This window comes from Methylobacterium sp. PvR107, from assembly GCF_017833295.1.
GTDB lineage: Bacteria > Pseudomonadota > Alphaproteobacteria > Rhizobiales > Beijerinckiaceae > Methylobacterium.
Genome location: NZ_JAFIBW010000001.1, coordinates 879,640 through 899,581, shown reverse-complemented (window position 1 = coordinate 899,581; position 19,942 = coordinate 879,640). Strand labels below are relative to the sequence as shown.

The window sequence follows — 19,942 nt, the reverse complement described above, 5'->3', positions numbered from 1 at the left end:
CCGCTCAGGCCTTCGGGAAGTCGTAGAGTTCCGCGGGATTGTCGACGAGGATGCGTGTCCGATCGGCCTCGTTCGGCACGAAGGTCGGAAACAGATCGAGCAACAGGGCGTCGTCGGGCTTGTTGTCCTGACGCTCGGTGGGATGCGGCCAGTCCGTGCCCCAGACGCACCGCGTCGGCGCAGCGGCCGCGAAGGCGCGCGCGACGGCAACCGTATCGGCGTAGGAGGGCGGCCCGACCGTGGTGTCTGCGTAGTGGCCGGTCAGCTTCACCCAGGTGTTCCCCTGGTCGAGGAGCCGCCGCATCAGCTTGAACGTGTCGCTCTGGACGCCCGCCGGCTGCGGGCAATGCGCCAAGTGATCGAAGACCAGCTTTCCGCGGATCTTCAGGAACGTGTCGGACGCCGCCACGATCTTGTCGCCCGGCATGTTGATCTGGCAGTGCCAGCCGAGGGCGTCCACTCGCTGGGAGAGCGGTTCCAGCATGTCGAGCGTCGTGGTGCCGGCCTGCGCGAGATTGAACCGGACGCCGCGGATTCCGAGATCGTGCAGCCGCCGCAGTTCCGCATCGCTGACGGCAGGGGTCACCACCGCGACGCCGCGGAAGTTCGGCCCGAGGGCCGCCATGCCGGCGAGCGTCGGTCGGTTGTCGGTTCCGTACAGCGAGGGTTGGACCACGACGCCCCGGGTGGTGCCGAGGCGCGCCTGCAGCGCGCGGTAATCGTCCGGCGTCGCGTCCGGGGCCGGCAGGCCGCCCGCGGCCGGCGGGACGCGGTTGTCGTAGATATGGAAATGGCAATCGGCGGTGTTCGGCGGGACCTTGAACGTCGGCGCCGCGCTGCCGGTCGAGTAGCGCACGGTGTGCTGGGCGGAGGCCGGACGATCCCTCAGGCCGAGTGAGGCGCCAAGGGTTGCCGCGGCCGCACCGCCGAGCACGCGCCGACGGCTTGGGTCCAGAGTGATCATCGCGTCCTCCCGCTGCTTCGAGCCCGGTCGTCTGCGCGTCCGGTGTCACGCGGCAGCCTATCGACGCGCCTCATGCGCCGGAACGGATCGCGGAGAATACTGGATACGATCCGGCGCGAGCGTCAGCGGCGCATCCGGCCCTCCGGAGATCCGCGTTCGCCCGAAGCTCGGTCCGAGGGCCCGGGAGGCCGGAAGGCGCCCGCGATGACGGGGCGCCCCCAATTCCGGCTGCCTCAGGCGTTGTCGCCTCGGATCGCCGCGATGACCGCGTCGGTGACCTGACGGGTCGTCGCCTTTCCGCCGAGGTCAGGCGTGTGCAGGTTCGGATCCGCGGTGACGCGCTCGACGGCGCGCATCAGCCGGCCGGCCGCGTCCGGCTCGCCGAGATGCTCCAGCATCTGGCACGCCGTCCAGAAGGTCGCGACCGGGTTGGCGATGCCCTTGCCGGTGATGTCGAAGGCCGAGCCGTGGATCGGCTCGAACATCGACGGGTAGGTGCGTTCCGGGTTGATGTTGGCGGTCGGCGCGATCCCGAGCGAGCCGGCAAGCGCCGCCGCGAGGTCCGACAGGATGTCGGCGTGCAGGTTTGTCGCCACGATGGTGTCGAGGGTCTCGGGCTTCATCACCATCCGCATGGTCATGGCATCAACCAGCATCTTGTCCCAGGTGACGTCGGGGAAATCCGCGGCCACCTCGGCGGCGATCTCGTCCCACATCACCATGGCGTGGCGCTGGGCGTTCGACTTGGTCACGACGGTCAGGAGCTTGCGCGGCCGGGATTGAGCGAGCTTGAACGCGTAGCGGATGATGCGGTCGACGCCCGACCGGGTCATCATCGAGACGTCGGTGGCGACCTCGTTCGGATGGCCCTGGTGGACCCGGCCGCCGACGCCGGCATACTCGCCCTCCGAGTTCTCGCGCACGATCACCCAGTCGAGTTCCGGGCCCGAGACGTGGCGCAGCGGGCTGGTGATGCCCGGCAGGATGCGGGTCGGACGGACATTGGCGTACTGGTCGAAGGGCTGGCAGATGTTGAGCCGCAGGCCCCAGAGCGTGATGTGGTCGGGCACGTCCGGCGCGCCCACCGCCCCGAAGAAGATCGCGTCATGGTCCTTGATCTGCTCGCGGCCGTCGGCGGGCATCATCACGCCGTGCTTCTTGTAGTAGTCCGAACCCCAGTCGAAATGGTCGAACCGGAACCGGAACGCGCCGGTCTTCTCGGCCAGCACGTCGAGGACTTCGATACCGGCGGCGATGACCTCGACGCCGATGCCGTCCGCCGGGATCGCCGCGATGGTGTAGGTCTTGGTCATGACAGATCTCCTTGGGAACGTGAGAGGATTCAGCGCGCCAGCGCGCGTTCGGGCGCGGTGCGGCGCCCGGCGCGGGCGACGGCGAGGGTGAGGATGGCGGAGAGGACCAGAAGGCCGGCGACGAAGTACAGGCCGCCCGCGAAGCTGCCGGTCCGGTCCTTGATCCAGCCGATCGCCCAGGGTCCGACGAAGCCGCCGAGATTGCCGATCGCGTTGATGGCGGCAATGCCCACCGCGGCGGCCGACCCGGACAGGAACATGGTCGGCATCGCCCAGAGGGGCGGCTTGGCGGAACTAATCCCGATATTGACGAGGCTCAGGGCGGCCACGACCCCCACCACCGACGACGCGCCGCCGGCCAGGACGAGGCCCAGGGAGGCGGCGAGGCAGGCGATGACCACGTGCCACGTGCGCTCGCCCGTCCGATCCGAATGGCGCGCCCACAGAACCATCGCCACCACGGCCGCAGCGGGCGGTACGGCGTTGAGCAGGCCGACCGTCATCGTGGACAAGCCGAGACCCTTGATGATCTGCGGCGCCCAGATGCCGAGGGTGTAGAGGCCGGCCGAGGTGCCGAAATAGATCAGTGCCAGCGCCAGCACGCGGGCGTCGGCAAGACCGCTCAGCAGGCTGTGCCGGGCGCTCGGCTGCTTGGCGGCCCGCTCGGCGTTCATCTCGGCGACGAGCCATGCGCGCTGGTCGTCGGCGAGCCAGGTCGCCGCCTCCGGGCGGTCGGTCAGGTAGAACAGCACGGCCACGCCCAGGATCACAGCGGGGACAGCCTCGACGATGAACATCCACTGCCAGCCATGGAGGCCCAGGAGGCCGTCCAACTCGAGCAAGAGACTCGAGAGCGGCGAGCCGAGCAGCACCGAGATCGGCGCGGCCGCCATGAACAGCGAAACCACCGCGGCACGATAGCGGCTCGGGAACCAGTAGCTCAGGTAGAGGATGATGCCGGGAAAGAATCCGGCCTCCGCGGCGCCGAGCAGGAAGCGCAACACGTAGAAGCTCGTCTCGCCCCGAATGAAGGCGAAGGCGCCCGAAAGGAAGCCCCAGCTGATCATGACGCGGGCGATCCAGAGCCGCGCGCCGACCTTGTCGAGAATGATGTTCGACGGCACCTCGAACAGGAAATAGCCGAAGAAGAACACGCCGGCGCCGAAACCGAAGACAGAAGCCGAAAAGCCGAGATCCTTGTTCATCGTCAGCGCCGCGAAACCGATATTCACGCGGTCGATGAAGGCGATGAAGTACAGGAGGCAGATGAAGGGAACCAGGCGCCATGCGACGCGGCGCATGGTGGCGTGCTCGAGCGAGCCGTCCATCGTTTCCTCCCTTGGCCGTGGCGCGCGATTACGTCTTGCGCGCCATCTTCCATGCAAGATGGCATACTGCTAGAACCGGTGGGCAGACCTGTCAATGCCTGTTCCGCGGCGGATGTCGGGGGTGCTAGGTCAGCGCGGTCGAGGAGGCGGTTGATGGCGCGGGCGCAGCGCGGCAAGGATCCGGAGGTGGCGAGGGCCGCCGACGAGGGCGAGAAGCGCACCTCGCTCGTCGACGACGCGTACGCGGCGCTGCGCGCCGCGATCCGCGATGCCAGCTTCGCTCCGGGCTACCAGGCCTCGGAGCAGGAGATCGCCCTGCGGCTGGGCATGAGCCGTACGCCGGTGCACGAGGCGGCGATCCGGTTGCAGGAGGACGGGCTCGTGCGCGTCCTGCCCCGGAAGGGCATCCTGATCCTGGCCCTCGCTCCGGACGACATGCGCGAGATCTACGATGTCGTCATCGCGATGGAAGGCCGCGCCGCCGAGCTGGTGGCCACGCTGCCGGACCGTGAGCGCCTGACGGCCGCGCAGGCGCTGGATGCCCAGACCGACATCATGGCCCAGGCCCATGCACGCAGCGACCTTCCGGCGTGGGGGGAGGCCGACGGGGCGTTCCACGCCGCGCTGATCGAGCACGCCCGGAACGGGCGGATGAGCCGGATCGTGCAATCGATCAACGACCAGTCGCACCGGGCCCGGATGCTGACGCTCAATCTCCGCCGGGCGCTGGACGCCTCGACCGCAGAGCACCGGCGGATCGCGCAGGCGATCCGCGCGGGCGACGCGGCCGAGGCTCTCGACGCCGCGCGCCAGCACCGCATCCGCGCGCGGAACGAGCTGCTGCCCTTGCTGGACAGCTACGGGCTCAAGCACCTCTAGGCCTGGCGCCGGACCACCATGCCGTATCGCCCCGTGCCAGGACGTCGACGCGGTGGCCGCCTCAGCCCGCGCGCAGGCGTTGAATGTCCGCCGCAACACCGCCCGGATCGCGTCGATCGCCCGTGTAACGTTTTGTGTCAGCAGCACGTTTCGCGTTGCCGGGCCGCCTGCACCGCTTATGCTTCGGCCATGCACGAAGGCATGACCATCGCCATCGTCGAGGACGATTCCGACATCCGCGCGCTGCTCGCCGGCTATCTTGAAGGCGAGGGCTTCCATGTCGTCGCCCTCGACGGTGGCGCCAGCCTCGACCGGATCCTGGCGGCCGGCACCGTCCCGGACCTGATCGTCCTCGACTGGATGCTGCCCGGCGAGGACGGGCTCTCGATCTGCCGGCGGCTGCGGGACGCGAACGGTCCGCCCGTGGTGATGCTGACTGCCAAGGACGAGGATATCGACCGGGTGCTCGGCCTGGAGATGGGCGCCGACGACTACGTCTCGAAGCCGTTCAACCCGCGCGTGCTCCTGGCCCGGATCCGGGCCGTCCTGCGCCGGGCCAGCGGCGGCGGCCACGTGGCCGAGCCCGGCTCGGAAACGCTGCGCGTGGCCGACCTCACAGTGAATCTCGGGGCCCGCACCGTGACGCTCGGCGATCCGGCGAGCGAGATCCCGCTCACCAGCGCCGAATACGATCTGCTGCATTGCTTCATCACGCGGCCCCAGCGCGTGCTGTCGCGCGACCAGCTCCTCGACTGGACCCGCGGCCGGACCGCCGACGCCTTCGACCGCACCATCGACGTGCAGGTGAGCCGCCTGCGGCACCGGCTCGAAGCCGCCGGCAGCACCGCGGCGTCCCTGATCAAGACCGTGCGCAACGCGGGCTACATCCTGGCCGCGCCGGTGAAATCCGGCCTGCCGTGATGGGCCGCATCGGCCTCCTCGGCCGGATCATGCTGCTCCTGCTGGGGGCGCTATCGCTCCTCGTGCTCGCCACCGTGGCGCTGGACGATTGGCAGCGTCGCGAGGAACATCTGCCGAGTGGCCCGCGCTTTCCGCGCGTCGACCAAGCCGCCAGCATCATGACGCTCCTGCGGGATGCGGACCCGGCCGAGAGACCCGCCATCCTGAAGGCGGTGAGCGGTGAGATCCTGCGGGCGGAGATCGTCGACGCCCCTCCGAACGAGGCCGGACTGATCCGGGAGCCGCGCCTCGAAGCCCGACTTCGGCGGCTGACGGGCGGTTCGGTCAGGGCGTTCACCGATTCCGCGCTGCTCCTGCGGCGCGTCAACCCGGCCACGGTGGCGAACGCCGACCAGCATGGCCCGTTCGGTCGTCTGGCGATGGCGACGTACCCGCTGCCCGACGGCCGGACCCTGGTGATCACCGCCGTCGCCCGCCATCGCTCGCTCATGCCGTGGCTGTTCGGACAGCCGCTGAGTCTCTGGGTGGCCGCCCTCGGGGCGGTTGTGGCGGCCCTCGTGCTGGTCGGCACGCGCCACGAGCTTGCCCCGCTGCGGCGGCTGACCGACGCCGTGTCCCGCTTCGATGGCCGGGCGCCCGAGCGCGTGAGCGCCCCGCGGGGAGCCCCCGAGATCCTCCGCCTCGCCCAGGCGATCCAGGGCATGCAGGAGCGGATCAGCGGCCTGATGGCCGAGCGCTCACTGCTGATCGGGGCGATCTCGCACGACCTCAAGACGTACCTGACGCGGCTGCGCCTGCGCGCCGAGGGTGTGGCCGAGCCGAGGCTGCAGGAGCGGCTGGTGGCGGATCTCGACGCCATGACCGACCTGCTCGAGACCTCCCTGGTCTTCGCCCGCGGCACCGCCGTCGAGGCCGCGCGCTCGCCGGTGGATCTCGCCGATCTGGTGGCCGTGGAAGTCGCCGAGCACGCGGCGCAGGGCGCCAACATCGACTTGACCGGCGAGGACGTGCGGGACGCGACCGTGGCGGGCGACGCGCTCGCGCTGCGCCGCGTCATCGCCAACCTGATCGGGAACGCGGTGAAGTTTGGGCAATCCTCGGTCGCCGTGGCGGTGCTGCGGACCGGGGCGGACTGCCAGATCATCGTCGAGGACGATGGGCCTGGCATTCTCGCGGCCGAACGCGCCGCGATCTTCAGCCCGTATTATCGGGTCGAACGGTCCCGAAATCGGCAGACCGGCGGGACCGGTCTGGGGCTCGCGATCAGCCGACAGATCGCGGAGGCGCATGGCGGCACCGTGGTGGCCGAGACGGGTTCGCAGGGCGGTGCCCGGTTCATCGTGACACTGCCGGCCGTGACCCGAACCACCGGCACGACAACCAAAAGATGATGCGTTACGAAACGTTACACGCCGGCCTCCGCCCGTCACATCCGGGCAGAGCGCGCGGGCGAACCTTCGCTCACACGTCGCGGCGGCACCACCGCCGGGACGGTTGGGACAGAGCCCCGAAAGGCTCTTTCACGTGAGCAGAAGGAACGCACCGATGTTGAAGGTTCTCGGCCCGGCCGTTCTCCTCGTCGCCCTCGCGGCTCCGGCCTCGGCATTGCCGCTCGTCCAGGCGGCGGTTTCCGCCGGACCGGGCGATGCGCAGATCATCCAGGTCTATGGCGGCTGCGGCCCGTACGGGCATCGCGGCCCCTATGGCGGCTGCCGTCCCGGCGGCCAGCGGGGCGGCTACAGCCGGGGCGTGGCCTGCCCGCCCGGATTCCACATCGGACCCTATGGCCGACGCTGCTGGCCGAACTGACTCGTCGCCTGATCGCACCCCGTACCGTGTCCGGGCCGCGGCCGGACGACCATGGAGAGACAGATGATCCGCAAGCTTGTCATGCCCGCAGCCCTCGCGGCGGGCGTTCTGTTGGCCGGTTCGAGCGCCGAGGCCCGCGACGGATGCGGGCCCGGCTTTCACCGCAACTTTTACGGCTGGTGCCGGCCGAACGCGTTCTACCGTCCGTTCGTCGTCGTTCCCGGCTACCGGTGGCGCTACGGCCATCCCTACGCCTGGCATCAGCGGTTCGGCTGGAACCGCGGCTTCCGGCATGCGGGGTGGCACGGCGGATGGCATCGGGGCTGGCACGGCGGCCACCGTGGCGGGTGGCACCATCGCTGGTGAAACCGTCACGGCGCCCGGTTTCCTAGGGAAGGACCAGACCGGACAACGCGTAGGTCAGCGCGGCGACGAGGGCGGCGGCCGGCATCGTGATCACCCAGGCCACCACGATCCCCTGCGCGACGTTCCACCGGACCGCCGAGACGCGGCGGGCCGCACCGACCCCCACGATCGCCCCGGTGATCGTGTGGGTGGTGGAAACCGGGATGCCGAAGGCCGTCGCGGCGAACAGGGTCACGGCGCCGCCGGTCTCGGCGCAGAAGCCCTGCATGGGCGAGAGCCGGGTGATCTTCGATCCCATCGTGTGCACGATGCGCCAGCCGCCGAGCAGCGTCCCGATGGCCATGGCGGTCTGGCAGGACAGCACCACCCAGAGCGGCACGTGAAAGCTCCCGCTCTCGCCGTGGGCGTAGAGCAAAGCCGCGATGATGCCCATCGTCTTCTGGGCGTCGTTGCCGCCATGCCCGAGGGAGTAGAGCGAGGCCGAGACGAATTGCAGGCTCCGGAACAGCCGGTCGACGGCCGTCGGCGTGGACCGGACGAAGAGCCACGACACGGCGAGCATCAGCAGCAGCCCGAGCCCGAAGCCCAGCGCCGGCGAGAGCACGATCGCCGCGCTCGTGGCGACAACGCCGTGCCAGACGATCACGCCCGGCCCCGCCTTGGCGATCCCGGCGCCGAGCAAGCCGCCGATGAGCGCGTGCGAGCTCGAAGACGGGATGCCCGCATACCACGTCAGCAGGTTCCAGCTGATCGCGCCACCGAGCGCCCCGAGGATCACCCGGTCGTCCACGGCCGTGACGTCGATGATGCCGGATCCGACCGTGCCGGCGACGTGCAGGCCGAAAACCAGGAACGCGACGAAGTTGAAGAACGCCGCCCAGAACACCGCGTAGCGCGGCGCCAGAACCCGGGTCGACACGATGGTGGCGATCGAGTTGGCGGCGTCGTGCAGCCCGTTCAGGAAGTCGAAGATCAGCGCGAGGGCGATCAGGGCGACGAGGAACGTCACGCGTGCGACCCGTCGCTCAGACGTGCTCGACCACGATACTGCTGATCTGGTTCGCCACATCCTCGAACCGGTCCATGACTTTCTCCAAGTGATCGTAGAGTTCGGACCCGACCAGGAAGGCCATCGGATCCTGCCGGGAGGCCTTGAACAGCCTCTTCAGCCCGGCATTGTGCAGATCGTCCGCCAAGCCTTCCAACTCGATGACGCGCTCGGTCAGGCCGTTCAGGGCGGCGGCGTTCTCTCCGAGGGCGCGCAGCTTCGGGAGCGCCTCGGCGGTGACCTGGGCGGCCTCCTGGATCACCACGCCCATCTCGCGCATCGCCGGCTCGAAGGCCGTCACCTCGAAGAGCTGGACCGCCTTCGCGGTCTTGAGCATTTGGTCGATGGCATCGTCGAGGGAGCCGACGAGGGCCTGGATATCGCCGCGGTCGAAGGGCGTGATGAAGGTCCTGCGCACCGCCAGGAGCGCCTCGCGGGTGATCGCGTCGGCCTCGTCCTCGCGCGCCGCGATGGCCGCGCAGGCCCCCGCGATATCCTGCGTGCCCTCGAGGAGGGCCCGAAGGGCAACCGCGCCATCGACGAGCGTGGCCGCGTGACGCTCGAAGAGGTCGAAGAACCGGTCTTCCTTCGGCATCAGCGCCCGAAACCAAGCCAGCATGTCGTGTCCAGGTCCAGAAGATCGGTGTGACCGAAGGGCCGATCGGCGCCCGGCAAGCACAACCGCCAAGGAGGCCGGACCGATCCAGGCTTGAGCACGCAATTCGTCCGCCGATGATGCGGACGTTCCGCTCACCGCAGCGGGAGGACGCTCGGGCGCCGACCGGCCCCGGCGAAGCGGCGCCAGCGTCGCTTGCGCCCGAAGGTCCTGCGCGGATCGGCAAGGCGCGGGTCGGCCTGGCCCTCTCGCGGGCGCGGCTGTCGGATGGCGCCGATCGCCACAAGCGTCACGGCACAGATCAGGACGACGGGCGCCGCCCCCCAGAAAAAGCTCTCGAACATCAGCGACCCCCGAGCCGATGACCTCCACTCTTGAGTGATGAAGACCGCAGGCGATTACGGCCAAAGCTGGACTATTCGAGCGATGACGGCAACTCCGCTTTATCGGACACGAAAAAGCTGTGGGTTACTTGGGGCTCCCCGCCGGCGGGATCGGCGCCGCAATTCCGACCGGCGGTGACTTCCTCTGTCCTTGCTCCGGATCAAGGCACCCTGCGCCGCGTGGACCGACGATGGCTCCGTCCAGAGCGGAGCCGACCGATGCGCACCTACCGCGTGACCTTCACCATGACCGTCCCCGACGATACCGGGCACGACCACCGGGCCGTACAGAGCGCCATCGTGGTCCGCGCCCGCTCGGACGTATCCGCCGCGTGGCAGGCCAAAGCGATCCTGTGCGAGCGGGCGCAGGTGGTCGACTGGCGGTTCCGGGCCGACCGGTGTGAGGTCGCGGCTCTCACCGATGTGGCGGCGTGACAAACCGACCGCGTCTCGATGCGGAGCGCCCGCTCGGCTGAAGCGACCGGGCCGCCCCCGGACAGGACCGGGTGGAGGATCAATTCGGCGCGCTTCCCAATCTGCACGCCGCCCGGGCAGGACGGCAGGCATTCGGCGCAGCTTTTGAGCACAGAAACATATTTTCTGGATACATTTCGTAATATTTCTGACTTGTGCGGGTAATGTTTGCGTATAGATCGAGTAAAACGTGGCACAAAGATCACATTGCGCCCGCGGAACAAGCGGCGAGCACTGAATTCTATTGTCCCGCTGGGGCCGGCAGAGCATGATCGCAGCGCATTCAGGCATCGCCGAACGCGTTCCCTGATGAGCCTGCCGCCCAAGACGCAGGCCAAACCACAGACATGCGGTCAGATCTGGACAATCGGGCGACCGCGCCACGGGTCTCGAAGCTTTGGAGATTTCTATGACGCTCTTGAAGAGTTCGCTGCTCGGGTCAGCGGCCGCCTTCGCGGCCGTCGGTGCCGCGCACGCCGCCGACCTGCCGGTCAAGAAGGCGGTTCCGATCGAGTACGTCCGGGTCTGCACCGCCTACGGCGCCGGCTTCTTCTACATCCCCGGCACCGACACCTGCCTGCGCATCTCGGGCCGCGCCCGGTTCGAGGGCGGCTACCAGACCAGCTACTCGCGCCAATCCGGCACCAACGGCGGCGATACGTCGGGATACCAGGGCCGGATGCGCATCAACCTCGATGCCCGCACCCAGACCGCCTACGGCACGCTCCGCGCCTTCGTCCGCCTCGATGCGGGCGCCCGCACCGGCTATTCCGGTGTCGGCACTTCCGGCACCCAGCAGCGTATCGGCCAGGCCTTCCCGGGCATTGGCACCGATCAGTTCGGCCGTGACCAGCAATTCGTGAACGTCGACAAGGCGTTCATTCAGTTCGCCGGCCTGACCGCCGGTCGCGCCTCCTCGTTCTTCGACTTCTACGCCCACGATTTCGAGATCGCCGCCGCGACCCTCGGCTCGGACGTGTTTTCCACGAACCTGCTCGCCTACACGGCGACGATCGGCAACGGCCTGTCGGCCACGATCTCGATCGAAGATCCGGTCTTCCGCCGCACCCCGATCTTCTCGCCGCAGAACGTCTCGGCTACCCTCAATACCGGCAGCGTGCAGAACTTCGGCGTGACCACCCAGCCGACGCAGGTCTTCGTCGGCTATACCGGTGGCGTCCCGACACGTTTCAGCGCCATCGATACGATCGAGCGCGAGCGTATGCCCGACTTCGTCGGCGTCGCGCGCCTCGACCAGGCCTGGGGCTCGGCCCAGCTGTCGGCCGCGGCCCACGAGCTGAACGTCGGCAACATCTCCACCGCGGCGACCACCGGCACGGGCTCCATCGTGGCCCCGGCACACACCAACAGCGTGTTCGGCTGGGCGGTCCAGGGCGGCCTGAAAATCAACACCCCGTTCATCGCCCCGGGCGATGCCCTCTACCTGCAGGGCGCCTACGGCGACGGCGCGCAGATGTACACCGGCTACTGCGCGTATACCGGCTGCTACACGCAGAGCACCACGACCATCCAAGGCCAGAAATTCGCCCAGTACTTCTCGGATGCCACGGTCAACCCGTATACGGGCCAGCTGCAGACATCGCAGAGCTTTACGGTCACGGCGTCTTACCTGCACTATTGGACGCCGGAATGGCGCTCGGCCTTCTTCGGCTCCTACGGCGAGCAGGATTTCTCGGCGGCCGCCCGCTACCAGCAGGGCCAGCTCTACGGCCTCGTGAGCGGGCTGGCCGGCAGCAACCCGTTCGGCTCAAACGCCGTCGGCACGCCGGGCACGCGGTTCTTCCAGCTGAGCCAAGCCTTGCGCGACACCTACCAGTTCGTGGCGGGCGGCAGCGTGATCTGGTCGCCGGTCAAGGATCTCGATATCGGCGTCGAAGCCTTCTACACGCAGATCGGCCTGAAGAGCGGCCGGGCGATCGACCTCGACAAGAGCCCCACGGCCTATTCGAACATCGCGGCCATCAACGCTGGCACCTTCGCTGTCGCGACAGCCTCGAAGGACTCGGTTTCGCAGGTGCGCTTCCGAGTCCAGCGCGACTTCTGATCACCACTGGCGATCGGAACATGGTGCCGGGGCAGCTTGCCTCAGCGTCATGGACTACCTCCGTGCAAAATGGGACCTTGAGCCCAGCCTCGTGCCGGGCTTTTTTTGTCGCCGCCGGCAACGCGGGCGCCCGAGAGGCGGCTCGCTCCGTCTGTGCGGCGCCGCACCGCGAGGGCGAGGAGAGATGTTCCATCTGCCCGCTCCACAACGGACCAGCCCCCGATGCCCCGGATGCGGATCGTACGCGCCGTCATTTTGGCCTCGGCGGCCACGATCCTCACGGTGGTTCCTCGCCCCCGCTCTGGCCGCCGTCACCGGGCCTGGGCGGCAAGACGCGCGGGACGCATCACAGGGACGGCTTTACCAAGCGTTCATTCTCCGGGTGTCCCATCCGGGTTCGAACAGGCAGGATGCGGAAACATGCCGACCGAGACGAACACGCAGTCCCAGGAGCCAATCCTCGAAGTGTGGCGCATCGTGGCCCTCGCGCTGATCGTCGCGGCCGGGATGCTGTTCGTTCACCTGATCGTCCCGACCGAAGCCGATGCGTCCCCGAGCCCGGCCCGGGTGGCGATCGCCGCACGCTGACTGAGCTCAAACGCCTGGGCGTGACCGGCCCGGCACGGCCGGGTTCGCGGACAGTGTCAGGCTGGTCCTAACGGCCGCCCGTCGACCGCGGCCCGGCCTGATCCAGGGCGGTCGCCGCGGCGTTCAGGTCGTGCCGCACCTTGGCGATCACCGTCGCCCGTTCATCGCCCTGCGCGTTCAGCGCCTCGAGGAAGGCGGTCCAATCCGCGCGGGCACTATTCGGGATCTGGCCGTCGAGGCGTTGCCGAAGCTGGGCGACGCGCCCGTCAGCGGTCGCGACGGCGGGGGCAGCGATATCGGCGTCGTAAACGCCGACCGCGCAGGTCTGGTCACCCGCCTTGGTGTAGTAGGTGGTCTTCGGCTCCTCCACGGTGCTGCCGGGCTTGGGGAACAGGTAACGGATCACCGAGATCTGCCCGGGCTTGGCCGCCTCCATCATCGTCCGAATGAAATAGTTTCCCGTCCTGTCGTGCAGGTCCCGCACGTCGTGACCTCTCAGGATCGGGTTGGGATGGGCACTCATGATGCCGTCCGGACCGATGCAGAACACGTACGTGTCTGCGGTGCGAAACCCGCGGGCCCCGTCGGAGAAATCCTGAAGCGCCCGAACCCTGTCCGACCGCAAGGCCCGATCCACGCGGCCGAGCATCCAGGACGCAAAACCGTTCGGGCTCGGATCGTCGCAGGAGGTCGGGGCTTCGCCGTCGCCGCAGGCCAGAGCCGGTGCGGTCGGCCCCGCCCCAAGGATCAAGACAGCCGCAAGCACCGAAGCTCTCAGCGACATCGGCCTCTCCCGAAATCAGCACAGCCTCTCGAATCGCCACAATCAGAAACTGCACCTGCCGACTTGGCAAGCGCTCAATACAGTCCTCACGCACTCGTCAGCGCGATGGCTCAGGTTTGCCGCCTATTGCATCGGCAGGGGAATCGCCTCGATCCCCACCTCGCCGATCCCACGCGCCGCCAGTGCCGCGCGCAGAGAGGCATTCAGACAGGTGCCAGCCGTGAAGGCGCCGATCGCAGCCCCGTACCGGTCCGCGGCGCGGGGCAGAGGCCCGATCAGTTGCACGACGCGCCGCGCGATGGCGGGAGCTGGATCGATCCACGTGACCGGCCAGGGCGCGAGCGCCTCGAGGCGCGGCAGCAGCAGGGGGTAGTGCGTGCAGGCGAGACAGACCACGTCCGTTTGCCGCCCGTCCGGCTCAATCTTGAAGCAGGGCGCGATCTCGGCCGCGAGTGCGGCATCGTCCACCGGAGCACCGGCGAGTTCCGCCTCCGCGTAACCCGCAAGGTTCTGCGAGCCGACGAGGGTGACCGTGCAGGATCCGGCATAGGTTGCGATCAGGTCGCGGGTGTAGGAGCGAATTACCGTTCCGGGCGTCGCAAGCAGGGAGACCAGACGCGAGCGCGTCGCCTCGGCGGCCGGCTTGATCGGCGGAACCACACCCACGAAGGGCGTCGTGAAGCGTTGGCGCAGGGCCGGAAGGACCAGCGTCGAGGCGGTGTTGCAGGCAATGACCACGAGGTCTGGCCGGTGGATCGCGACGAGGCGCTCCATCACCGCGAGGACGCGGGCGACGAGGGCCGGCTCGCCGAGCCGGCCGTATGGGAAGGCCGCGTCGTCGCCGACATAGACGTAACGGGCATCCGGCCGGGCGCGGCGCACCGCGTCGAGGACGGTCAATCCACCGAGGCCGGAATCGAAGACCAGGATGGTCGGCTCGGAGGCGACGTGCAGCGCGGCGGCGGACAGGCTGGCTCCAGCCATCAGATCGATCCGCATGAGAACCCTGGACTCCTCGACGAGCGTCCTAAAATCTCGGCGGCGAGGGTTAAAGGGCCCTCACTGCGGCGAGAGAAAGACCCGCGATCCCCAACTGTTCCCGTTAACTTCGGCCTCCGGGGAGCGAAGACGTGCGGGACCACGCCCGCCGGGCTTCCCGGCCTGCAGAGGTTGTCTGACCACGGCTGGGACATATCTTCTGCGCGCTGGCTCGGAATCGAGGAAATGGTTCCGCGTCGTGCCCGGAACGGGGGACAATCGTCATGGCAGCCACGGCCGCACTGCGCCCGGAGGAGACGCGCGAGCAGGGGGCACCAGCCTTCCCGCCGCCGTTCATCACCGCCCGCCCGATCGACCGGGCCAGCTGGATCGCCGCGTTCCGCCACGTGCGGCGCGAGACCGAGCGCCGCGCCAAGCCGCTTTCCGCGGAGGACCAGCAGGTCCAGTCGATGGCGGATGCCAGCCCGACCAAGTGGCATCGCGCGCATGTCACGTGGTTCTTCGAGCAATTCCTGCTCCGCGAGCACCTGCCGGGTTACGCGATCTTCGATGAACGGCTGCACTACCTGTTCAACTCGTACTACGTGGCTGCCGGCCCGCGTCAGCCGCGCATCGAGCGGGGCCTGATCACGCGCCCGACCATGGCCGAGGTGAGCGCCTACCGGGCGCATGTCGATCGGGCCGTGGAGAGCCTGCTCGGGCGGGCCTCCGAGCGCGCTCTGGAGGCGGTGCTGCCGATCCTGGAGATCGGCCTCTTCCATGAGCAGCAGCACCAGGAGCTCCTGCTCACCGACATCCTGCACGCCTTCGCGCAGAACCCGCTGAGCCCCGCCTACGATCCGGCCTGGCGGTTCACCGATGCTGCGGCACAGCCCGGCCAAGCGCATCTCGACCGGAGCATCGCCTGGATCGGGCATGAGGGGGAGGGGTTCTCGTTCGACAACGAATCGCCCCGCCACGAGACGCTGATCGTGGCCGGCCGGATCGACCGGGCGCTCGTGACGAATCGCCAGTGGCTCGCCTTCATGGAGGATGGCGGCTACGCCAAGCCCGAGCTGTGGCTCTCGGATGGCTGGTATGCCGGTCCGGCCGAGGGGTGGGAGGCCCCGGGCTACTGGCGCCGGAACGGGGACGGCTGGGCCACCATGACCCTCGGCGGCCTGCGCCCGGTGGCGCTCGACGCGCCCGTCACCCACATCAGCTACTATGAGGCCGACGCCTATGCCCGCTGGGCGGGCCGGTTCCTGCCGACCGAGTTCGAGTGGGAGGTCGCGGCCCGGGACGGCCTGCTGCCGGACGCGTTCGGCCTCGTCTGGCAATGGACCCGCAGCGCCTACCTCCCTTATCCGGGCTACCGGCCGCTGCCGGGGGCGCTCGGCGAGTACAACGGCAAGTTCATGGCCAACCAGTTCGTGCTGCGCGGCTCGTCCGTCGCCACGCCCGACGGCCATGCCCGTCTGCCCTACCGCAACTTCTTCTATCCGCACCAGCGCTGGCAATTCACCGGCCTGCGCCTCGCGGACGCCGCCTGACGCGCCCCGGAGGCACCCTTGACCATCAAGCCCACCTTCCCCGACGCGGCACCGGTCGCCCTCGACACAGCCGCGCCGGAAACGGCCGCGCTGGCCTTCCTCGACGACGTCCGGGCGGGCCTGTCCCAACCCCAGAAGGCGTTGTCGCCAAAATACTTCTACGACGCTGCGGGCTCGGACCTGTTCGAGGCGATTACGCGGCTTCCGGAATATTACCCAACCCGCACGGAGATCGGCATTCTCGACCGGAGCGGGCCGGAGATTGCGACGTTGTTGCCGACGCACGCCGCCCTGGTGGAGTTCGGCAGCGGCTCGACCGTGAAGCTTCGCCGTCTCCTCGAGCATCTCGAGACGCTGGCCGCCTACGTGCCGGTCGACGTCTCCGGTGCGTTCCTGCAATCCCAGGCCGAGGCCCTCAAGGCGGACCTGCCGCAGCTCCGGGTCGAGCCGGTGGTTGCCGACTTCACCCGCGACTTCGACCTGCCCCAGAGCCTCGACGGCCTGCCGCGGGCAGGCTTCTTCCCAGGCTCGACCATCGGCAACTTCGAGCCCGCAGAGGCCGAGGGCCTGCTGCGCCGGTTCGGGCGGATCCTGGGGCAGGGCGCCCACATGATCGTGGGCGTCGATCTCGTGAAGGACATTGCGACGCTGGAGCGTGCCTATGACGATGCCGCCGGCGTCACGGCCGCCTTCAACCTCAATCTCCTGAGCCGGATCAACCGGGAGCTGGCCGGCCGCTTCGACCTCGACGCCTTCGCCCATCGCGCCGTGTTCAACGCATCGGCATCACGGATCGAAATGCATCTCGTTTCCCGGGACGCGCAAACCGTGCGTGTCGGTTCCGACACCTTCGCGTTCGCGGAAGGCGAGACGATCCACACCGAGAGCAGCTACAAATACACGGTCGCGACCTTCCGGGCCCTGGCCGAGCGGGCCGGCTGGACATGGCTCAAGGTCTGGACCGATCCGGAGGGACTGTTCTCGGTCCACGCGCTCCGGCTGGATTGAGGGTCCGCTGGCGACCGGAACCACGCAGGAGGCGCCGGTGCGTTTCAGACCGCCCTGGTTCTACGTGGTGGCGCCGGCCCTCGGTGCTCTGGCCGGCCTGGTCTACGGGCTGATCTTCGAGGTCGGACCGCTGACCGGCGCGGCGATCCGCGGCGCGATCATCGGCACGCCGATCATGCTCTACGAACGGCGGCTCCTGGCCCCGGCGCTGCGCGAGCGCGTCCGGAGTCTCGCAACGCCGCTGTTCCTGCTCGCCACGGTGGCGCTCTATGTCGCGACGATCGTCGTCGGCAACGCCGTCGCCAGTACCGTGCTGAACCGCCTGTTCCGGTTCATGTACAGCGAGCGCAACGCGATGCTGATGACCGACACGGGCCTGCTCTACGCGCTCTGCATCTCGGTGCTCGTGGTGTTCGTGTTCCGGGTCCGCGACCTGATCGGGCCGGGCGTGTTCGCCAACCTGCTGATCGGCCGGTACCATCGCCCGATCAGCGAGGAACGGATCTTCCTGTTCCTCGACGTGAGCGGCTCGACGCGCTTCGCGGACCGCTACGGTGACCGCGAGGCCCAGGCCTATCTCGGGCAGGTGTTCAACGCGCTGGCGCTGCCGGTCTCCCAGACGCGCGGCTCCATCGACGATTACATCGGCGACCTCGCGCTGGTGACCTGGACGATGGAGCGGGGCACCCGCGACGCCGCGTGCCTCCGCTGCGTCTTCGATTTCGCCGCGCGCCTCGCCGCCGAATCGGAGGCGTGGCGGAGCCGTTTCGGGCAGGTGCCGGAGTTCCGCGCGGCCCTCCATTGCGGCCCGGTGGTCACCGCCGAGATCGGTCTGGAGCGGCACAAGATCGCGTATTTCGGCGATGTGGTGAACACCACCGCGCGGCTGGAAACGCTGTCCAAGACGCTCGGCGTCCACGTGCTGGTATCGGCCGATCTTCTCCGCCGGCTCGGGCCGCTGCCGGCCGATCTTGTTGCAGAGGATCTGGGCGCCCACTCCCTGAGAGGCCGCGCGGAACCCTTGGCCGTCGCGGCGATCCGACGCCGCGCGCCGGCCGCCGCGACGGTAGCGCCCGTTCAGAGCCAAGCGGTGCTGGGCTGAAGCGGGCCGTGCGGCGACGCCCCGGCTCATTGGCAGACGAAGGCTGAGATCAGGCGCCCAGCGCCTTCAGCACATCGCGGGCGGCGCGCTCGCCGTCGAGAGTCGCACCGCCGACGGTCATGGCTCCGCCGCCGGCCAGGGCCTCTCCGGCGAAGAACAGCCGCCCACCCACCGGCTCCCGCAGACGGTCGCGAGCCTCGGCGTGCCCGGGCGCGACGATCGCGTACGATCCGCAGGCGTGCGGATCCGTCCACCAGCCGGCGAGCCGCCCCGCCAGCACGGCACCCTTGGCCTTCTCGCCCAGAACGACGCCGAGGCGTTCGGTGGCCAGCGCCACCGCTGCGGTCTCGCCGGCGCGGCACAGGTCGCGGGCGAGGTCGCCGCCGAGATTGGCCACCGCCAGAGGCCGGCCGAACGGGCCCATCTCGAAATACAGCGTCGGACCGCCGGTCGCGATCGAGACCGCATCGCCGAACGCCGTCGGATCGATCCTGGCTGGGTCGAGACGCAGCCCGACCTTGGTGTAGGCGCCCATCCGCAGCCCCTGGAGCGCGGCCAGCGGGCCGTCGGGGAGCCCAGGCCTGAGCCGGAGCGCACCGGATTGCAGCACGCCCACAGGCACCGTGACGATCACGGCGGCCGCCGACAGGGTGCCTTGGGCCGTCTCGACCCTAACCTCCCGGCCGGACCAGTCGATCGCGCGGACGGGGCAGCCGAGGCTGACCGGCAGATCCGAGAAATGGCGCGCCACCAGGTCGCCGTAGCCGTCGACCCACAGGTCGGTGCCGGACCAGAGCCGGTCGTAATCGACCGCCGAGACCCGCTCGGGATCCTCACCGAGGGAGAGCCGGCTCAAGCCCGCGGCTGCCAGCTCGGCGTTCGGGCCACCGGCCCGGGCGGCCTCGGCCAGGGACGGATCGCCTCCCTTCGGCTCCAGAAGTGCGTCGAGTCCGGAAAAGCCGGCGCGCCGGGCCGCCTTCTCCGCATCGGTCGCGGGGCGCCCGTCGATCGTGAGGGTGCGCGCCCAACCGTCCTCCCGGGCGAACCGGACCTCGGCCGCGCGGGCGATGGGCGCCCACGGGTTGTGCTCGGCCCAATGGATATACTCGGCTCCGGCGTCGAAGGGGCAGTCTGCGCCGAGCGCCCTGTCGGTGAAGGCGCGGCCGCCGATCCGATCCCGCGCCTCGACGAGGGTGAAGCTCTGGCCTGCCGCCCGCAACGCGGCCGCGGCCGCAAGACCCGCCGAACCGGCGCCGACGATCACCACGGGCCCGCCCCGCGCGGACGCGCGCAGGGCCGGCGCGGCCAGCAGGGCGGAGGCGATGATCGCGCGTCGGGTGGGTGTCGACTGGCCCGGGTTCATGGCGCCTCTGCTCGGAAACGTCCTGAACCAGCCGGACAAAGGAGAACGCGCTACCCGCGTGCGCCCTGCGTGCCCGAGCGCTTCTCCATCATCGTCTTGACCTGCATCAGCTGGTCCCAGACCTGACCCGGCGACGTCCCGAAGAAGTCGAAGCCCGCGTTGATGCCCCAGTAGATGCCGAAGCAAATCAGCGGCACGAGCATCCAGGCGAGCACCTCCTCGCCCCGCCGACGCCGCTGGCGGCGAAGGCGGCGTTCCTCGCGCCGGGTCAGCTTCTTCGGGGGCGCCGGCTGCGAGACGGAGGTGAGGGGGCCCTCGTGCAGGTTGTCAGTCATCGGCCGCCTCCTCGCCGCGGCGCATTCGCGTCGCGGCGGTCATAGACCGGCGGCTCCTAGTCCGG

General features: G+C 69.2%; 21 protein-coding genes. 11 read left to right on the top strand and 10 right to left on the bottom strand.

Annotated features, from left to right (window positions below; all coding sequences use genetic code 11):
* Positions 1 to 4: 4 nt before the first annotated feature.
* The 3 genes from JOE48_RS04050 to JOE48_RS04040 form a co-directional block, all read right to left on the bottom strand.
* Positions 5 to 964, bottom strand: a complete 960-nt coding sequence (locus tag JOE48_RS04050) for an amidohydrolase family protein (RefSeq protein WP_210027914.1) — start codon at positions 962 to 964, stop codon at positions 5 to 7.
* Positions 965 to 1,197: 233 nt separating this feature from the next.
* Positions 1,198 to 2,277 (bottom strand): tartrate dehydrogenase, encoded by a 1,080-nt coding sequence (locus JOE48_RS04045; RefSeq protein ID WP_210027912.1) that lies wholly within the window; start codon positions 2,275 to 2,277, stop codon positions 1,198 to 1,200.
* 29 nt (positions 2,278 to 2,306) lie between these two features.
* On the bottom strand, positions 2,307 to 3,605 hold the full coding sequence (locus JOE48_RS04040; protein WP_210027910.1) for an MFS transporter: 1,299 nt from the start codon (positions 3,603 to 3,605) through the stop codon (positions 2,307 to 2,309).
* Between the two features lie 153 nt (positions 3,606 to 3,758).
* Between JOE48_RS04040 and JOE48_RS04035 the strand changes: the two genes are divergently transcribed.
* The 5 genes from JOE48_RS04035 to JOE48_RS04015 all read left to right on the top strand — a co-directional run bounded on the left by JOE48_RS04035 (position 3,759) and on the right by JOE48_RS04015 (position 7,580).
* Entirely contained in the window at positions 3,759 to 4,484 is a 726-nt protein-coding gene (locus JOE48_RS04035; protein ID WP_210027909.1) for a GntR family transcriptional regulator, read from the top strand.
* Between the two features lie 189 nt (positions 4,485 to 4,673).
* On the top strand, positions 4,674 to 5,405 hold the full coding sequence (locus tag JOE48_RS04030; protein WP_210027907.1) for a response regulator: 732 nt from the start codon (positions 4,674 to 4,676) through the stop codon (positions 5,403 to 5,405).
* The gene (locus JOE48_RS04025; protein ID WP_210035552.1) at positions 5,405 to 6,796 is read left to right on the top strand and encodes a cell wall metabolism sensor histidine kinase WalK; all 1,392 of its coding nucleotides are present in this window, start codon (positions 5,405 to 5,407) and stop codon (positions 6,794 to 6,796) included. Before JOE48_RS04030 ends, JOE48_RS04025 begins: the two co-directional genes overlap by 1 nt.
* Before the next feature lie 154 nt (positions 6,797 to 6,950).
* Positions 6,951 to 7,214, top strand: coding sequence for a GCG_CRPN prefix-to-repeats domain-containing protein (locus JOE48_RS04020; protein WP_210027904.1), 264 nt, complete (start codon positions 6,951 to 6,953; stop codon positions 7,212 to 7,214).
* A 63-nt stretch (positions 7,215 to 7,277) separates the two neighbouring features.
* Positions 7,278 to 7,580, top strand: a complete 303-nt coding sequence (locus JOE48_RS04015; RefSeq protein ID WP_210027902.1) for a GCG_CRPN prefix-to-repeats domain-containing protein — start codon at positions 7,278 to 7,280, stop codon at positions 7,578 to 7,580.
* Between the two features lie 22 nt (positions 7,581 to 7,602).
* Here JOE48_RS04015 and JOE48_RS04010 read toward each other — a convergent pair whose 3' ends face one another.
* The 3 genes from JOE48_RS04010 to JOE48_RS04000 all read right to left on the bottom strand — a co-directional run bounded on the left by JOE48_RS04010 (position 7,603) and on the right by JOE48_RS04000 (position 9,588).
* On the bottom strand, positions 7,603 to 8,589 hold the full coding sequence (locus JOE48_RS04010; protein WP_210027901.1) for an inorganic phosphate transporter: 987 nt from the start codon (positions 8,587 to 8,589) through the stop codon (positions 7,603 to 7,605).
* Between the two features lie 16 nt (positions 8,590 to 8,605).
* On the bottom strand, positions 8,606 to 9,247 hold the full coding sequence (locus JOE48_RS04005) for a DUF47 domain-containing protein (RefSeq protein WP_210027899.1): 642 nt from the start codon (positions 9,245 to 9,247) through the stop codon (positions 8,606 to 8,608).
* A gap of 131 nt (positions 9,248 to 9,378) precedes the next feature.
* Complete coding sequence (locus tag JOE48_RS04000; protein WP_210027897.1) at positions 9,379 to 9,588, bottom strand: hypothetical protein; 210 nt, start codon at positions 9,586 to 9,588, stop codon at positions 9,379 to 9,381.
* 258 nt (positions 9,589 to 9,846) lie between these two features.
* Here JOE48_RS04000 and JOE48_RS03995 point away from each other — a divergent pair, with 258 nt between their 5' ends.
* The 3 genes from JOE48_RS03995 to JOE48_RS03985 all read left to right on the top strand — a co-directional run bounded on the left by JOE48_RS03995 (position 9,847) and on the right by JOE48_RS03985 (position 12,754).
* A complete protein-coding gene (locus tag JOE48_RS03995; RefSeq protein ID WP_210027894.1) occupies positions 9,847 to 10,062 on the top strand; it encodes a hypothetical protein in 216 nt (71 codons plus the stop codon).
* Positions 10,063 to 10,510: 448 nt separating this feature from the next.
* The gene (locus JOE48_RS03990; protein ID WP_210027892.1) at positions 10,511 to 12,166 is read left to right on the top strand and encodes a porin; all 1,656 of its coding nucleotides are present in this window, start codon (positions 10,511 to 10,513) and stop codon (positions 12,164 to 12,166) included.
* 420 nt (positions 12,167 to 12,586) lie between these two features.
* The gene (locus JOE48_RS03985) at positions 12,587 to 12,754 is read left to right on the top strand and encodes a hypothetical protein (protein WP_210027890.1); all 168 of its coding nucleotides are present in this window, start codon (positions 12,587 to 12,589) and stop codon (positions 12,752 to 12,754) included.
* A gap of 67 nt (positions 12,755 to 12,821) precedes the next feature.
* Here JOE48_RS03985 and JOE48_RS03980 read toward each other — a convergent pair whose 3' ends face one another.
* On the bottom strand, positions 12,822 to 13,538 hold the full coding sequence (locus tag JOE48_RS03980; protein WP_210027888.1) for a cache domain-containing protein: 717 nt from the start codon (positions 13,536 to 13,538) through the stop codon (positions 12,822 to 12,824).
* 123 nt (positions 13,539 to 13,661) lie between these two features.
* Entirely contained in the window at positions 13,662 to 14,537 is an 876-nt protein-coding gene (gene murI / locus JOE48_RS03975; RefSeq protein WP_210027886.1) for a glutamate racemase, read from the bottom strand.
* A gap of 263 nt (positions 14,538 to 14,800) precedes the next feature.
* Here murI and egtB point away from each other — a divergent pair, with 263 nt between their 5' ends.
* From egtB to JOE48_RS03960, 3 genes are read left to right on the top strand one after another with little or no spacing between them, the layout of a single operon-like run.
* Positions 14,801 to 16,069 (top strand): ergothioneine biosynthesis protein EgtB, encoded by a 1,269-nt coding sequence (egtB, locus tag JOE48_RS03970; RefSeq protein WP_210027884.1) that lies wholly within the window; start codon positions 14,801 to 14,803, stop codon positions 16,067 to 16,069.
* An 18-nt stretch (positions 16,070 to 16,087) separates the two neighbouring features.
* Positions 16,088 to 17,077 (top strand): L-histidine N(alpha)-methyltransferase, encoded by a 990-nt coding sequence (gene egtD, locus JOE48_RS03965; protein ID WP_210027882.1) that lies wholly within the window; start codon positions 16,088 to 16,090, stop codon positions 17,075 to 17,077.
* 37 nt (positions 17,078 to 17,114) lie between these two features.
* A complete protein-coding gene (locus tag JOE48_RS03960; protein ID WP_210027880.1) occupies positions 17,115 to 18,179 on the top strand; it encodes an adenylate/guanylate cyclase domain-containing protein in 1,065 nt (354 codons plus the stop codon).
* 49 nt (positions 18,180 to 18,228) lie between these two features.
* Here JOE48_RS03960 and JOE48_RS03955 read toward each other — a convergent pair whose 3' ends face one another.
* Entirely contained in the window at positions 18,229 to 19,542 is a 1,314-nt protein-coding gene (locus JOE48_RS03955; protein ID WP_210027870.1) for a flavin monoamine oxidase family protein, read from the bottom strand.
* Positions 19,543 to 19,592: 50 nt separating this feature from the next.
* Positions 19,593 to 19,877 (bottom strand): hypothetical protein, encoded by a 285-nt coding sequence (locus JOE48_RS03950; RefSeq protein ID WP_210027868.1) that lies wholly within the window; start codon positions 19,875 to 19,877, stop codon positions 19,593 to 19,595.
* Between the last annotated feature and the right edge of the window lie 65 nt (positions 19,878 to 19,942).